This is a genomic window from Janibacter zhaoxuefangae, from assembly GCF_050271985.1.
Lineage (GTDB): Bacteria > Actinomycetota > Actinomycetes > Actinomycetales > Dermatophilaceae.
On record NZ_CP189849.1, the window covers coordinates 2,280,582 to 2,294,652 of the forward strand.

General features: G+C 71.8%; 13 protein-coding genes and 1 tRNA gene. 3 read left to right on the forward strand and 11 right to left on the reverse strand.

Annotation, left to right across the window (positions count from 1 at the left end; translation table 11 throughout):
• The first annotated feature begins 10 nt into the window (after positions 1–10).
• A complete protein-coding gene (locus tag ACQBAS_RS10665; protein WP_427383783.1) occupies positions 11–1,234 on the forward strand; it encodes an acetyl-CoA C-acetyltransferase in 1,224 nt (407 codons plus the stop codon).
• Here the strand turns inward: ACQBAS_RS10665 and ACQBAS_RS10670 are convergent.
• A complete protein-coding gene (locus tag ACQBAS_RS10670; protein WP_427383784.1) occupies positions 1,227–1,499 on the reverse strand; it encodes a hypothetical protein in 273 nt (90 codons plus the stop codon). The two genes, ACQBAS_RS10665 and ACQBAS_RS10670, sit on opposite strands and share 8 nt — an antisense overlap.
• 7 nt (positions 1,500–1,506) lie before the next feature.
• Positions 1,507–2,406, reverse strand: coding sequence for a Bax inhibitor-1/YccA family protein (locus ACQBAS_RS10675; RefSeq protein WP_427383786.1), 900 nt, complete (start codon positions 2,404–2,406; stop codon positions 1,507–1,509).
• Between the two features lie 165 nt (positions 2,407–2,571).
• Between ACQBAS_RS10675 and ACQBAS_RS10680 the strand changes: the two genes are divergently transcribed.
• Positions 2,572–3,057: a DUF4442 domain-containing protein gene (locus ACQBAS_RS10680; protein WP_427383787.1), complete on the forward strand. Its 486-nt coding sequence runs from the start codon at positions 2,572–2,574 to the stop codon at positions 3,055–3,057.
• A 5-nt stretch (positions 3,058–3,062) separates the two neighbouring features.
• Here the strand turns inward: ACQBAS_RS10680 and ACQBAS_RS10685 are convergent.
• The 5 genes from ACQBAS_RS10685 to eno form a co-directional block, all read right to left on the reverse strand.
• Positions 3,063–3,137 (reverse strand) — tRNA-Leu (locus ACQBAS_RS10685).
• A gap of 35 nt (positions 3,138–3,172) precedes the next feature.
• Positions 3,173–4,138, reverse strand: coding sequence for an exopolyphosphatase (locus tag ACQBAS_RS10690; RefSeq protein ID WP_427385628.1), 966 nt, complete (start codon positions 4,136–4,138; stop codon positions 3,173–3,175).
• On the reverse strand, positions 4,135–4,662 hold the full coding sequence (locus ACQBAS_RS10695) for a DUF501 domain-containing protein (RefSeq protein ID WP_427385629.1): 528 nt from the start codon (positions 4,660–4,662) through the stop codon (positions 4,135–4,137). The genes ACQBAS_RS10690 and ACQBAS_RS10695 overlap by 4 nt, the downstream gene beginning before the upstream one ends.
• 56 nt (positions 4,663–4,718) lie before the next feature.
• Positions 4,719–5,231, reverse strand: coding sequence for an FtsB family cell division protein (locus ACQBAS_RS10700; protein ID WP_427383788.1), 513 nt, complete (start codon positions 5,229–5,231; stop codon positions 4,719–4,721).
• Positions 5,232–5,233: 2 nt separating this feature from the next.
• Positions 5,234–6,520: a phosphopyruvate hydratase gene (eno, locus tag ACQBAS_RS10705; protein ID WP_427383789.1), complete on the reverse strand. Its 1,287-nt coding sequence runs from the start codon at positions 6,518–6,520 to the stop codon at positions 5,234–5,236.
• A gap of 136 nt (positions 6,521–6,656) precedes the next feature.
• On the opposite strand from eno, the gene ACQBAS_RS10710 reads away from it, so the two are divergent.
• The gene (locus ACQBAS_RS10710) at positions 6,657–7,592 is read left to right on the forward strand and encodes an aminoglycoside phosphotransferase family protein (protein ID WP_427383790.1); all 936 of its coding nucleotides are present in this window, start codon (positions 6,657–6,659) and stop codon (positions 7,590–7,592) included.
• A gap of 28 nt (positions 7,593–7,620) precedes the next feature.
• Here ACQBAS_RS10710 and ACQBAS_RS10715 read toward each other — a convergent pair whose 3' ends face one another.
• The 4 genes from ACQBAS_RS10715 to ACQBAS_RS10730 form a co-directional block, all read right to left on the reverse strand.
• Positions 7,621–8,661: a MazG family protein gene (locus ACQBAS_RS10715; RefSeq protein ID WP_427383791.1), complete on the reverse strand. Its 1,041-nt coding sequence runs from the start codon at positions 8,659–8,661 to the stop codon at positions 7,621–7,623.
• Positions 8,662–8,665: 4 nt separating this feature from the next.
• Positions 8,666–9,184: a hypothetical protein gene (locus tag ACQBAS_RS10720; RefSeq protein WP_427383792.1), complete on the reverse strand. Its 519-nt coding sequence runs from the start codon at positions 9,182–9,184 to the stop codon at positions 8,666–8,668.
• Positions 9,185–9,322: 138 nt separating this feature from the next.
• On the reverse strand, positions 9,323–12,961 hold the full coding sequence (gene mfd / locus ACQBAS_RS10725; RefSeq protein WP_427383793.1) for a transcription-repair coupling factor: 3,639 nt from the start codon (positions 12,959–12,961) through the stop codon (positions 9,323–9,325).
• On the reverse strand, positions 12,958–13,968 hold the full coding sequence (locus ACQBAS_RS10730; protein ID WP_427383794.1) for a hypothetical protein: 1,011 nt from the start codon (positions 13,966–13,968) through the stop codon (positions 12,958–12,960). The genes mfd and ACQBAS_RS10730 overlap by 4 nt, the downstream gene beginning before the upstream one ends.
• Positions 13,969–14,071: the final 103 nt, after the last annotated feature.

Consider the following 14,071-nt stretch of genomic DNA (forward strand, 5'->3'; position numbering starts at 1 on the left):
GGAGGAACCCGTGACCGAAGCCGTCATCGTCTCAACCGCCCGCTCCCCCATCGGTCGCGCCTTCAAGGGCTCACTCAAGGACCTGCGCCCCGACGACCTGTCGGTGCAGATGCTCCAGGCCGCCCTCGCCAAGGTGCCCGAGCTCGACCCGACCACCATCGACGACCTCATGTGGGGCTGCGCCGAGCCGAGCGGTCGGGCCGGGTCCAACATGGCTCGCGTCATCGCCGTGCTCGCCGGCCACGACCAGTTGCCCGGCACGACGGTTAACCGCTTCTGCGCCTCCTCCGTCCAGACCACGCGGATGGCCTTCCACGCCATCAAGGCCGGCGAGGGACACGTCTTCGTCTCCGGTGGCGTCGAGAGCGTCTCGCAGTACTCGAACTTCGCCGGCGCCGGCGGCGCGGCGGAGGACGACCAGAACCCCCTCTTCACCGACGCGAAGGCACGTTCGGCCCAGATGGCCGCGGACAACACGACGTGGACCGACCCGCGCGAAGAGGGCCTGCTGCCCGACGTCTACCTCTCCATGGGTCAGACCGCGGAGAACGTCGCCACCTCCCGCGGGATCAGCCGTGAGCGCCAGGACGAGTGGGGTGTCTCCAGCCAGAACCGTGCCGAGGCGGCCATCGCCTCGGGCTTCTTCGCCAAGGACATCACACCGGTCACGCTCCCCGACGGCACCACGGTGTCGACGGACGACGGCCCCCGCGCCGGGGTCACCCTCGAGTCGGTCAGCGGCCTCAAGACGGTCTTCCGCGAGAACGGGACCGTCACGGCCGCGAACTGCTGCCCGCTCAACGACGGCGCGGCCGCGCTCGTCGTCATGAGCGACACCCGGGCCAAGGAGCTCGGCCTCACCCCGCTCGCCCGGGTCGTGTCCACCGGCGTGTCCGGTCTCTCCCCCGAGATCATGGGCCTCGGCCCGGTCGAGGCCACGCGGCGGGCGCTCGCCCTGGCCGGGATGACCGTCGCCGACCTCGACCTCTACGAGATCAACGAGGCCTTCGCGGCGCAGGTGCTCGCCAGCGCGGACGACCTCGGCCTCGATTTCGACAAGCTCAACGTCCACGGCGGCGCCATCGCGCTGGGCCACCCCTTCGGCTCGACCGGCGCCCGGATCACGTCGACGCTGCTCAACGGGCTGCGCGAGACGGACGGCACCTTCGGTCTGGAGACGATGTGCGTCGGTGGCGGCCAGGGCATGGCCATCATCTACGAGCGCCTCAGCTGAGCACACGGCGGAGGGCGACGAGCCGCTCCGCCACCCTGGCGGAGCGACCCTCGCGGCAGGCGTCCTGGACGAGCACCGTCAGCTGGTCCATGACGACCTGCGGGCCGCCGGCCGGGGCCGGGCCGTCGGCGAGCTCCGCGAGGACCGCATGCACCGACGGCACATGAGTCAGCGCGTGGTCCAGAGGCAGTTGACGCCACCTCTGGACCACGCGCCGCAACTCCTGCGCGACGTCGTCCGGGACGGTCGTGCGCGCGGGGATCATGCCGTGGTCAGTCGCTCGAACGCAGGCGCCCGAGGAGGCGCAGGATCTCGAGGTAGAGCCACACGAGCGTGACGATGAGACCCATCGCGAGCAGCCAGGAGTACTTCTCCGGAGCGCCGGAACGGATCGCCTGCTCGATGTTGTCGAAGTCGAGCATGAGGGTCACCGAGGCCAGGCCGACGGCGAACAGCGAGATGCCGATGCCGAGCAGGCCGGAACCGCCGATGCCGAACGGCTCCTTCGTGACGAGCGCGAAGACGAGGTTGACCAGCGCGAAGAGGAAGTAGCCCAGGAGCATCATGGACACGACCGAGCGGAACTTCGCGGTGACCTTGATGATCCGGGCCTTGTAGAGGAAGAGCATCGCCGCGAAGACGCAGACGGTGGCGAGGACGGCCTGGAAGACGATGCCCTGGTGGATCGGCACGGCCTCGGTCGTGATCGACCCGTTCTGGGACTGGGCGATGCCGTCGAAGGTGTTGGAATAGGACTGGCTGATCGCGCCGACGAAAACGCCTTCGAGCGCGGCGTAGAGCATGATCAGCGGCACGCGGACCGTCTTCGACATGAAGACGACGAAACCGAGGATCAGGGTGCCGACGAGTCCGACGCCCCACAGGATCGGGCCGAAGGTCGGCGCGAGGAACCACGCGACGACGGCAGCGGCCACGACGATGCTGAACAGGATGCCCGTCTTGACGACGACGTCGTCGACGGTGACTCCGCGACCGTCGTTCGTGCGAATGGGCCCGTCGACCCACTGGTCCTGGGTGCGCTGCTGCGGGTAGCCCTGCTGGGCGTAGCCACCCTGCTGGGGAGCCGCCTGGTGGGTCGCGCCGGACTCGTTGAAGCCGGCGTAGCCCTGACGGCTGTCGCGGTTCACCCGGTCGAGGATCGGGTTGCTCATGGTGTGCCCCTCCTGAGGACTGCACGGCGGCCACACGGCCGCCTTCTTCTGACAGCCTAAATGCATGGCGGGCCCAGAGTGTTCCCCGCGAGGCCCCGAGTGGGTGAGCGATACTCGCCGGGCCGGCGCCGTGACGGGCGCGAACCACGACGACGAAGGACGCCCATGTCGCAGCAGATTGGACCGTTCAAGCGGATGCTCAGCAGCGCCGGGGGCCTCCGCCTGGGGATGAACCTGTGGCCGCCCTTCCTCTTCTCCGGGGCTCGCATCCTGCACATCTCGCCGGACTTCGCCCATGTGCGGGTCCGCCTGGCCAAGACGCCACTGACCAGCAACTACTTCGGGACCCAGTTCGGCGGATCGCTCTTCTCCATGACCGACCCCTTCTGGGTGATCATGCTCGCGCGCAACCTCGGCCCCGACTACATCGTCTGGGACCGGCGGGGCGAGATCGACTTCGTCGCGCCCGGGACGACGGCCGTGACCTCCGAGTTGGTGCTGCCGCGGGAGGTCATCGACGAGGTCCGCGCGGCCGCCGACGGGGGCGAGAAGGTGCTGCGCTGGTTCGAGAACGATGTCGTGGACAGCGACGGCACGACCATCGCGCGGGTACGCAAACAGGTGTACGTCCGCCGCAAGCCCACGCGCTGAGCCGGTGCCCCCGGCGGGGGTCGAACCCGCACCTGTGGCGCTTTTAAGGCGCCTGCCTCTGCCAGTTGGGCCACGGGGGCTGGAGCGATCACTGTAGGGGCATCGCCCTGCGAGCTCAGCCCCGACCGGCCAACCGGCCCGCGGCACTGAGGGCGATGCCGTCGAGGATGTCGTGCTCCGAGGTGACCACCCGCACGCCCGGGCGCGCCTCGAGCGTGCGGCGGATGACGGCGTGCCACACCAACGCCCCGGCGCCGATGACGTCCACGCGACCCGAGTGCATGAACCCCAGTTCGGCGCGCTGCGCGCGCGAACGGTGCAGCAGATCGCTCGACGCGGCCATGAGTTCCTCGGCAGGCAGCTCGGCGAGGTGGATCCGCCCGGGCTCGTAGGCCTCCAGCCCGAGCGCGTGCGCGGTGATCGTCGTCACCGACCCGGCCAGCCCGACCAGCGTCTCGGCGCCGCCGAAACCGACCTTCGCCTCGACCTCGTCCAACAGTCGCTCGATGTCGCCGAGCGCCCCATTGACCTGCTCCTCGGTCGGCGGGTCGTCGTGCAGGTGGCGCTCGGTCATCCGGACGCAGCCCATGTCGACCGACAGTGCCTCGACGACCTCCGTGGTGCCCCGCACGAACTCCGTCGACCCCCCTCCGAGGTCGACCACGAGGTACGGCCCGGGAATGCCGGCCGCGCGCAGGTCACCCGTCGCACCGGCGAAGGACAGTCGCGCCTCCTCGTCACCACTGACGACCTCAGGGGTCGTGCCGAAGAACTCGAAGGCGGACTCGACGCCCGCCACGAACTCGCTCGCGTTCTCGGCGTCACGCGAAGCCGAGGTCGCCACGAAACGGACCGACTGAGCGCCCAACTCGCGACACTGACCCGCGTACTCGAGCGCCATCGCCAGGGTGCGCTCGAGGGCCACGGGGTCGATGCGACCAGTCCGGTCGACGCCCTGGCCGAGCCGGACGACCTCCATGCGCCGCAGGATGTCGGTGATGGCTCCGGTCTCGTCATCGACGTCCGCCACGAGCAGACGGATCGAGTTGGTGCCGCAGTCGATGGCGCCGACGCGCATCAGTTCTCCTCGGGGAGGTCGGTGTCGTCAGGTCCGGCTTCGCCCTGCGAGTCGCTGTCCCCCGCGAAGAAGGTGTGGCAGGGGTTCGTGGCCCACCAGTCGGGCAGGAGCGCCAGGGCCTCGTCGCCGATGGGGTTGACCCCCGGACCGGCGGCGAGCGCGTGGGCGGCGAGGACGTGGAGGCACTTCACGCGCGTCGGCATGCCGCCCGCGGAGATGCCGTCGATCTCGGGCACGTCGCCCAGCTCGGCCCGGCGGGCCAGATAGTCGTCATGGGCGGCGCGGTAACGCGCGGCGAGGTCCTCGTCCTGTGTGAGGCGCTCGCTCATCTCCTTCATGACCCCCTGCGACTCCAGGGTCGAGAGCGCCCCGGTCAGCCGCGGGCACGTGGCGTAGTACGACGTGGGGAAGGGGGTCCCCGAGTCGAGCCGCGGCAGCGTGCGCAGCACGTCGGGCTCGCCGCAAGGGCAGCGGTGCGCGACGGACGCGACGGATCGGCTCGGCCGACCGAGCTGCCGGTGGACCATCTCGAGGTCCTCCGGGGTCGCCGTCGCGACCGAGGGCTCGCCGGGGTGCGGCCCGCTCACGGGGTCGCCACGTTCGGGTCGTCGGCCGCCTGCGCGGAGGCCCAGAACTGGTCCACCCACGAGGCGTCCTCGTCGACGAAGGCGGACGTGCTGGACCCGTCACCGGTGTCGAGGTCGGGGTCGGCGTCGATGACCGTGTAGGCCTTCTCGCCGACCTTCACGAACTTGAGGCGCTCACGCGCCTGCTGCTCGACGTACTCCGGCTCCTCCCAGCGCGCCTTCTCCTGCTCGAGCTCGGTGACGGAGCGCTGCTGCGCGGCCACCTGGCTGCGCAGGTCCGAGATCTCGCCGCGCTGCTTGAGATAGGACGTCAGCGTCGGGCCGAGGAGCACCGCGACGACGATGAGGACCGAGCCGAGGATGATCCACCGGCGGGTGGACATCTCGGCGCGACCCGGCACGACCGCAGCCCCCTTCGCGGGGCGTCGCGGTGCGCTCGGGCGCGACGCGGCGGGGCGACGCGCGTTGTCGCGCGCGCCCCTTCCGCGTCCCGGTCCTCGTCCCGCCATGCTCAGCCCTGCTTCGCGAACCGCGGGAAGGCGCCCGCGCCGGCGTAGACCGCCGCGTCGTCGAGCTCCTCCTCGATCCGGAGCAGCTGGTTGTACTTGGCGACGCGCTCGGAGCGAGCCGGTGCGCCCGTCTTGATCTGGCCACAGTTCGTCGCGACGGCGAGGTCGGCGATCGTCGTGTCCTCGGTCTCGCCGGAGCGGTGCGACATCATGCAGCGGTAGCCGTTGCGGTGGGCCATCTCGACGGCATCCATCGTCTCCGTGAGGGAGCCGATCTGGTTGACCTTGACGAGCAGAGCGTTGGCCGTGCCCTCGGCGATGCCGCGGGCGAGACGCTCCGGGTTGGTGACGAAGAGGTCATCACCGACGAGCTGAACCTTGGCACCGAGGGACTCGGTCATGGCGTGCCAGCCCTCCCAGTCGTCCTCGTCGAGCGGGTCCTCGATGGAGACGAGCGGGTAGGCGTCAACGAGCTCCGCGTAGTACGCGACCATCTGCTCGGACGTGCGCTGCTCACCCTCGAAGGTGTACGAGCCGCCCTCGTGGAACTCGCTGGCCGCGACGTCGAGCGCCAGCGCGATGTCCTTGCCCGGCTCGTAGCCGGCGGCCTTGATGGCCTCGAGGATGAGGTCGAGCGCCTCGCGGTTGCTGCCGAGGTTGGGGGCGAAGCCACCCTCGTCGCCGAGGCCCGTCGCCAGACCCTTCTCCTTCAGGACGGCCTTGAGCGCGTGGTAGACCTCGGTGCCCCAGCGCAGCGCCTCACGGAAGGAGGCCGCACCGATCGGGGCGATCATGAACTCCTGGATGTCGACGTTGGAGTCCGCGTGGGATCCACCGTTGAGGATGTTCATCATCGGGACCGGCAGGATGTGCGCGTTCGGGCCGCCGACGTAGCGGAAGAGCGGCAGGCCGGCCGAGTCGGCGGCGGCGCGAGCGACGGCGAGCGAGACGCCGAGGATCGCGTTGGCGCCGAGCTTGCCCTTGTTGTCCGTGCCGTCGAGGGCGAGCATCTCGGCGTCGATGAGTCGCTGCTCGGAGGCCTCGAAACCGAGGAGCTCGGGGGCGATCTCGTCCATGACGGCCGTGACGGCGTCCTCGACGCCCTTGCCCAGGTAGCGACCCTTGTCGCCGTCGCGGCGCTCGACGGCCTCGAAGGCGCCGGTGGATGCGCCGCTGGGCACCGCCGCGCGGGCGATGGTGCCGTCATCGAGGGCAACCTCGACCTCGACGGTCGGGTTGCCGCGGGAATCGAGGATCTCGCGGGCGCCTACTGCCTCAATGCTGGCCACACCTGGCTCCTTGGATGGTGCTGACGGATACGACACGAGCGTATCCGGTGGCGGACCGGGCCGGGCCGACCGACCCGCACTGCGAGCAGGCGCGGCCGACTTGTCCTGACCACCGCCGTGTGACTTCATGGCGGGCATGACCTCCCCCGTGGCGCTGCCGGCCGGCGTCCTCGCCTTCGCCACGCGCGGCGCGGACTGGGCCGCCTTCGTCGACCGGCTGCCGCGGCTGGTCGCCAGCCTGCTCCAGGACTGGTCGCTGCACGTCGACGGCGCCCCCGCCCACGGCCACACCGCGCTCGTGGTGCCCGTGCGCACCGAGGACGACGTCCCCGCGATGCTCAAGGTCGGCTGGGTCGAGGAGCAGACCGAGCACGAGCACCTCGCCCTGCGGCACTGGCACGGGCGTGGCGCCGTCCAGCTGCTCCGGGCGGACCCCCGCCGCGGCGCGCTGCTGCTCGAACGGCTCGAGTCGACCGACCTCACGCAGGCGTGGGACCTCGAGGCGTGCGAGATCGTCGGCGGCCTCTACCGCGAGCTGCACGTACCGGCGCCGCCGCCGCTGCGGCGACTGACCACCTTCGTCAGCCGGTGGACCGACGACCTCGCGGCCCTGAGCGCGGGGGCCCCACTCCCCCGCCGGCTCGTCGAGCAGGCTGTCTCCCTCGGCCGCGACCTCGCCGCCGACGACGCCAGCGACGGCACGCTGATCCACGCCGATCTGCACTATGAGAACGTGCTCGCCGGGACCCGGGCGCCGTGGCTCGCGATCGACCCGCAGCCGCTGAGCGGCGACCCGCACTACGAACCGGCGCCCATGCTGTGGAACCGGTTCGACGAGCTGGCCGGGGACGTGCGCGGAGGCCTCCGACGCCGCTTCGCCACACTCGTGGACGCCGGCGACCTCGACGAGGACCGCGCACGTGACTGGGTCATCGTGCGGATGATGCACAACGCGCTCTGGCGGCTCGAGGACGACGCCACCGAGCCCACCCAACTGAACCCGCCGCGGCGGTTGGCGACCGACGAGTACCTGACGATGTGCGTGACCATCGCGAAGGCGGTGCAGGAGTAGGCAGTTCGGGACCGCCAGGCCCCGATGCCTAGCCCTCGGCGCGGTGGGCCAGGTCGTTCACCGCGGCGCGCAGCAGGACGTCGGCGGAGCCTCCCTGCTGACGAATGCGCGCGATGACGGCGAGCAGTTCTGCGCCACGGTCGGCGTCCTGCTCGATGCCGCGCTCGGCGCCCTCCCGCGGCGACGACGTCCCCTCGGCCACGGCCACCAGGTCGCCACCGGTCCGCTCGAGGCGCGCGAGCACCTTCTCCGCGACGAGCAACGTCGGCAGCGAGCGCGGGATCCCTTCGAGCAGCGCGGGACCGGAGGGCACAGCTCCGGAGCGGGCGGCCTTCGCCGCCTTCTCCTGCGCCTTGATCCGCTCCCACTCGCGCTCGACCTCAGCCGGATTGGAGGCGTCACCGTCGGCGAAGACGTGCGGGTGGCGACGGACGAGCTTCGCGACGAGCGTGCCCGCCACGTCGTCGATGCCGAAGGGTGCCTGCGCGTCGTCCTGCGCCACGCGGGACTGGAAGAGGACCTGGAGCAGGACGTCGCCGAGCTCCTCGGCCATGTGGGCGCGGTCCCCGGACTCGATCGCCTCGGCGGCCTCGTGGGCCTCCTCGAGCAGGTACTTCACGAGGGACTCGTGCGTCTGCTCGGCGTCCCAGGGGCATCCACCCGGCGAGCGCAGACGGTCCATCACGGCGACGGCGTCGAGCAGCCGCGCGCCGGGGACGTCCCACGACCCGACGAGCACCTCGACCTCGGGCGGGTCCTCGAGGCTGCTGACCTCGGACGCGACGGCGTCACTGAGGTCGGGGTCGCCGTCCGCGGAGCCGATCCACAGGACGTCGCCGTCGGGGGTCCCACCGACGAGCAGGCGGGCCGTCGACGCCGGCGAGTGCCGCACCTCCGCGGGGACGAACCGCACCGCGAGTCCGGCCTCCTGCACGGCCTGGGCGAGCGGCTCGTCCTCCTCACGGGCCCAGCGCACCGGAGCCGCCTCGAGGGCGCGCCACGCGTCGCGAGTCAACAGCCCGGGCGCGGTGCGCGGACTTGCCGCGAGGAGGACGAGGGAGCCGGGCACGGCCTTACTGCTGCTGGGTCTCGTCGGTCGCCTCGGCCGTGGCCGGCACGAGCCAGTTGGGCGTCGCGGCCTTGAGCGTGCCGTCGGTCGCGTTGAACGTGCCGTAGCGGGGGCTGACCGTGATGTCGGCCTCCTGCATCGCCTCGAGGGCGCCCTGCGCCGACTCCTGGCTCATGCTGCTGAAGGCCTGGTTGAGGCGCATCAGTTCGACGGTCTCGGGGGCCGGGTCGACGACGTCGGCGAGGGCCTCACGGGCCGCGGCCTCGGTGGCCGGCTTGCCGTCGGCCGCCACGGCGTCGAGCACGAAGGGGGCCAGCACGAGCTGGTTGACGACCGAGCCGGTCGTCAGCGGGGTCTCGGGGTTGAAGGCCTCGTTGACCTGCTGGGCCGCGGTGCGCGCACCGTCCTCGGAGATCGTGGCGCCGTCGACGACGGCGGCGGTGTCGGCGCTCCCGCACCCACTGAGGGTCAGTGCGGTCCCCGCCGCCAGGGCCGTGGCGGCCAGTCGGATGCGTGCGTTCACGTCGCGTTCCCTTTCATCGTCCCGCGCGCCGGCCGAGAGCCGGGGCGTGAGCCCTGCGTCCTGCTGTCTGGGTGGCCCCGCCGTGCGTGGCCACCGCCATTCTGTCCTGTCGCCCGCGCGCGGTGCACGCGGGCCACGTCATCGCTGACGGGAGCTGTCCGTCCCCAGCTTGGCGGCCTGCGCGACGTCATCGAGCATGACGGCCCGGATGAGATCGGTGGCCCACGTCAGCACGGCCTTGTCCCGCAACGGTTGCCCGCCGATCCGTGCCGTCATCGGCTTCGGCACGAGGATCGAGTCGCTGCCCTCCTTGACGATGGTCTGCGGGTAGAGCCGCTGCAGACGCAGCTGCTGCGAATCGCGCAGGTCGACCGGCCCGAACCGCACGTGCTTGCCCTGGACGCCCACGTCGGCGATGCCGGCGCGACGGGCGACGGTGCGCAGCCGGGCGACCTCGATGAGGTTGCGCACGGGTTCGGGGGTCGGACCGTAGCGGTCGACGAGCTCGGCCTCGATCTCCTCGAGCCCGGCCTCGTCGGCCACGGACGCAAGCTTCTTGTAGGCCTCGAGACGCAACCGCTCCCCCGGCACGTACTCGTGCGGCAGGTGGGCGTCGACGGGCAGCTCGACCTTGATCTCGGCCGGGGCGTTGTCGCCCTCGCCCTTGAAGTCGGCCACGGCCTCACCGACGAGCCGGACGTAGAGGTCGAAGCCGACGCCGGCGATGTGTCCGGACTGCTCGCCGCCCAGCAGGTTGCCGGCGCCGCGGATCTCGAGGTCCTTCATGGCCACGCGCATGCCCGACCCGAGGTCGGTGTTGCTCGCGATGGTCTGCAGTCGCTCATGCGCCGTCTCGGTCAGCGGCTTCTCGGGCGGGTAGAGGAAGTAGCTGTAGGCACGCTCGCGGCCACGCCCGACGCGGCCGCGCAACTGGTGCAGCTGGCTCAGGCCGAGGACGTCGGCGCGGTCGACGATCAGGGTGTTGGCGTTGGAGATGTCGAGCCCCGTCTCGACGATCGTCGTGCAGACGAGCACGTCGAAACGGCGCTCCCAGAAGTCCAGGACGACCTGCTGGAGCTGGTGCTCGCCCATCTTGCCGTGGGCCGTCGCGACCCGGGCCTCGGGGACGAGTTCGCGGATCCGGCTGGCCAGGGCGTCGATGGACTGCACCCGGTTGTGGACGAAGAAGACCTGCCCCTCGCGCATCAGCTCACGCCGGATGGCGGCGGTGATCTGCTTCTCGTCGTAGGCGCCGACGAAGGTGAGCACCGGGTGCCGCTCCTCCGGCGGGGTGGCCAGCGTCGACATCTCGCGGATGCCCGTCACGGCCATCTCGAGCGTGCGCGGGATGGGGGTGGCCGACATCGCCAGGACGTCGACGGCGGTGCGCATCGCCTTGAGCTGCTCCTTGTGCTCGACACCGAAGCGCTGCTCCTCGTCGACGACGACGAGCCCGAGGTCCTTGAACGTGACCTCCTGTCCCAGCAGGCGGTGGGTGCCGATGACGAGGTCGACGGAGCCGTCGGCGAGGCCGGCGATGACCTCCTTCGCCTCCTTGTCGCTCTGGAACCGGCTGAGCGAGCGGACGACGACGGGGAAACTGGCGTAGCGCTCGGCGAAGGTCTGCGCGTGCTGCTGCACGAGCAGGGTCGTCGGCACGAGAACGGCGACCTGTTTGCCGTCCTGGATGGCCTTGAAGGCCGCCCGCACGGCGATCTCGGTCTTGCCGTAGCCGACGTCACCGCAGATGAGCCGGTCCATCGGGACCGGGCGCTCCATGTCCGCCTTGACCTCGTCGATGCTGCTCAGCTGGTCGGGCGTCTCCACGTGCGCGAAGGCGTCCTCGAGCTCGCGCTGCCACGGGGTGTCGGGGCCGAAGGCGTGCCCGCTCGTGGCCATCCGGGCGCTGTAGAGGCGGATGAGCTCGGCCGCGATCTGCTTGACGTAGCGCTTGGCCCGACTCTTCGTCTTCGCCCAGTCGCTGCCGCCGAGCTTGTTGATCGTCGGGGCCTCGCCGCCGACGTAGCGGGTGATCTGGTCGAGCTGGTCGGTGGGCACGAAGAGGCGGTCGCCGGGTTGCCCCCGTTTGCTCGCCGCGTACTCGATGACGAGGTACTCGCGGGTCGCCCCGCCGACGGTGCGCTGGATCATCTCGACGAAGGTGCCGACGCCGTGCTGCTCGTGGACGACGAAGTCGCCCGGGCGCAGCTGGAGCGGGTCGACCTGGTTGCGGCGGCGGGCGGGCATGGTGCGCATGTCCTTCGTCGACCCGCCACCCTGGGTGGCGCCGGCGCCGAGCAGATCGGCCTCCGTCACGACGACGAGGCGCTCCTGCTCGAGGACGAAGCCGTGCCCGAGCGAGCCGATCCCCACCTCGGGGACGCCCGGCTCCAGCCCGGCGAGCTGACGGCTGGCGACCTCGTGCTCGCCCAGCAGTTCACGCACGCGCTGGGAGAGACCCGGCCCCTCCGTGACGAGCAGGATGCGCCAGCGCTCCCCCGCCCAGCGGCGGATGTCGGCGATGGCGGCCTCGGTGTCCCCGCGATAGAGCGGCGACTCCTGCCCGGCCAGGCGCAGCGTCGCGCCCTCGGACTCGACCATGTCCTCGAGGTCCGCGTCGGCACCGAAGGGGGTGAACGTCCACCAGGGCAGGCCCCGTGCGATCGCGGCGTCGCGGGTCTCGCCGACCGAGTGATACGACGCCGTGCCCAGGACGGACTCGAGGTCGATCGGCACGACGTTGCCGGCGGCGGCGTTGGCCCAGCTGGCGCCGAGGAACTCGGCGGAGGTGGCCACGAGGTCGTGAGCGCGCGAACGCACCTTCTCCGGGTCGAGCACGACGATGCGGCTGCTCTCCGGCAGCACGTCGATGAGGCTCTCCATGCCGTCGACGAGCGCGGGAGCGAGCGACTCCATGCCCTCGACGGCGATGCCCTCGGCGACCTTGTGGAGCATGTCCGCGACACCGGGGAGCTGCTCGGCGAGGTCGGCCGCGCGGGCGCGAACGTCCGGGGTCAGCAGGACCTCACGGCAGGGCGGGGCCCAGAGTCCGTGCTCGGCAGGCTCGAGGCTGCGCTGGTCGGCGACCTTGAACCACCGGATCTCCTCGACGGTGTCGCCGAAGAACTCGACCCGCAGGGGGTGCTCCTCCGTCGGCGGGAAGACGTCGAGGATGCCGCCGCGGACGGCGAAGTCGCCGCGTCGCTCCACGAGGTCGGTGCGCACGTAGGCGGCCGCGACGAGGTCCTCGACCACCGACTCCATCGGCCGGTCCTCCCCCACCCGCAGGCTCACGGGGACGAGGTCACCGAGCCCCTTCGCCATCGGCTGGAGGACGGCGCGCACGGACGCGACGACGACCTGGAGCGGGCCGTAGGTGGCGTCGTCCAGGTCGGGGTGGGCGAGCCGGCGCAGGACCGCGAGGCGTCGGCCGACGGTGTCGGAGCGCGGGCTGAGCCGCTCGTGCGGCAGGGTCTCCCAGCTCGGGAAGGTCGCGATCGTCCGCGGGTCGACGACGGCGCTCAGTGCCGCCGAGATGTCGTCGGCCTCGCGGGCCGTGGCGGCGACAACGAGGAGGGGGCCGTGCGTCCCCGGCTGGTCGCCGCCGGTGAGCAGCGCCATGAGCGGCGCCCGCATGCCCGGCGGGGCCACGAGGTCGAGGCGGCTGGTCGCCGTGGCGTGCTCGAGGACGCGGGCCGCGTCCGGCGTGGCGCGCAGGGCCTCGAGCAGCGGCGCGAGCGCCGAGGGTCGAGCGGCCGACGTGGGTGCCGCGCTCACCGCGAGGACAGGGTGAGGTCGGCCCCGGTCAGGGCGGCCACGACGCGGTCGGTGCCGACGATGGCCTCACCCGTCGTACGTCCGTCGCTGATCGGGAAGGCGATCGGCGTGCCGGGCACGCCGAAGGCGGCGGCCGCGGCGCCGGACTCGCTGGCGAGCACGGGCCCATCCGGCAGCCCGTCACGCAGGGCGTCCTCGATCGGTCCGCTGTTGAGGACCACGAGGCGCCCGGACTCGACGGCGGGGACGACGGCGTCGAGCGTGGCGAGGCTGCGCTCGCACCCGCCGCGCCAGAAGAGGACGTGCTCCGCCGTCGGGGCGGCGCGCAGCGCCTCGGCGAGGTCCTGCTCCCGCCCGGAGGGGTCGGTGACGAGGAGACCAGTCAGCTCGGTCCCGGCAGCCGGTCCGAAGTCGGTGCGCGGACGCGGACCACGCTGCCCGGGGCGGCGGGAGGGGACGCGATCGCGCAGGCCGTCGACGGTGACGCCCCGGCGCCGCGCGACGAAGGCGGCCGCGGCGAGACCGGCCAGGACGAGGAGCCCGATGAACCAGCCCCACCCGATGAGGTGAACGAGTCCGTGCTGCGCCGTGGCGCCGCCGACCGTGATGAGAGCGGCCAGGGCCACGCCCAGCTGGGTCGCCATGAACCGGCGATCGACGTGCAGCAGCTGCGGCACCGCCAGACCCGCCACCATCGCGTCACCGCTCGGGGCTCCCGCCGCGGCGTCGATGGTGCGCGCCGCGATCAGGGCGAGCAGCGCGGCGGCGAGAGCCACCACGAGCGCCACGAGGAGCAGCAACCAGCCGCCCGTGATCCACAGCAGCACCCCGAGGACGATCTGGGCCACCGGCAGCACGCGGGCGAGGAGGTCCGAGCGCTCGGTGCCGAGCCCCAGGGTCTCGTAGCCGCGCGCGAGTGTCGCGGCACCGGCGCGCAGGGAGCCGCCACCGGCAGCGATCAGCAGGCCGCCGAGGACGAGACGCACGATCAAGATGAGCACGTTCATGTCGCGAATTCTCTCATCGTCGAGTGACATCGCGAGACACGTGCGTCGGCGCGCGCGCCGCCCACCGACCGGGGCTGCACCCGGGCGGGCCCGAATCCGCTGC

What these genes read in the sequence shown, in the direction of transcription:
- ACQBAS_RS10670 (WP_427383784.1), bottom strand. Translation starts at nt 1,499, where the DNA reads ATGATCCCCGCGCGCACGACCGTCCCGGACGACGTCGCGCAGGAGTTG.
- ACQBAS_RS10675 (WP_427383786.1), bottom strand. Translation starts at nt 2,406, where the DNA reads ATGAGCAACCCGATCCTCGACCGGGTGAACCGCGACAGCCGTCAGGGC.
- ACQBAS_RS10680 (WP_427383787.1), top strand. Translation starts at nt 2,572, where the DNA reads ATGTCGCAGCAGATTGGACCGTTCAAGCGGATGCTCAGCAGCGCCGGG.
- ACQBAS_RS10695 (WP_427385629.1), bottom strand. Translation starts at nt 4,662, where the DNA reads ATGGTCCACCGGCAGCTCGGTCGGCCGAGCCGATCCGTCGCGTCCGTC.
- ACQBAS_RS10700 (WP_427383788.1), bottom strand. Translation starts at nt 5,231, where the DNA reads ATGGCGGGACGAGGACCGGGACGCGGAAGGGGCGCGCGCGACAACGCG.
- ACQBAS_RS10710 (WP_427383790.1), top strand. Translation starts at nt 6,657, where the DNA reads ATGACCTCCCCCGTGGCGCTGCCGGCCGGCGTCCTCGCCTTCGCCACG.
- ACQBAS_RS10730 (WP_427383794.1), bottom strand. Translation starts at nt 13,968, where the DNA reads ATGAACGTGCTCATCTTGATCGTGCGTCTCGTCCTCGGCGGCCTGCTG.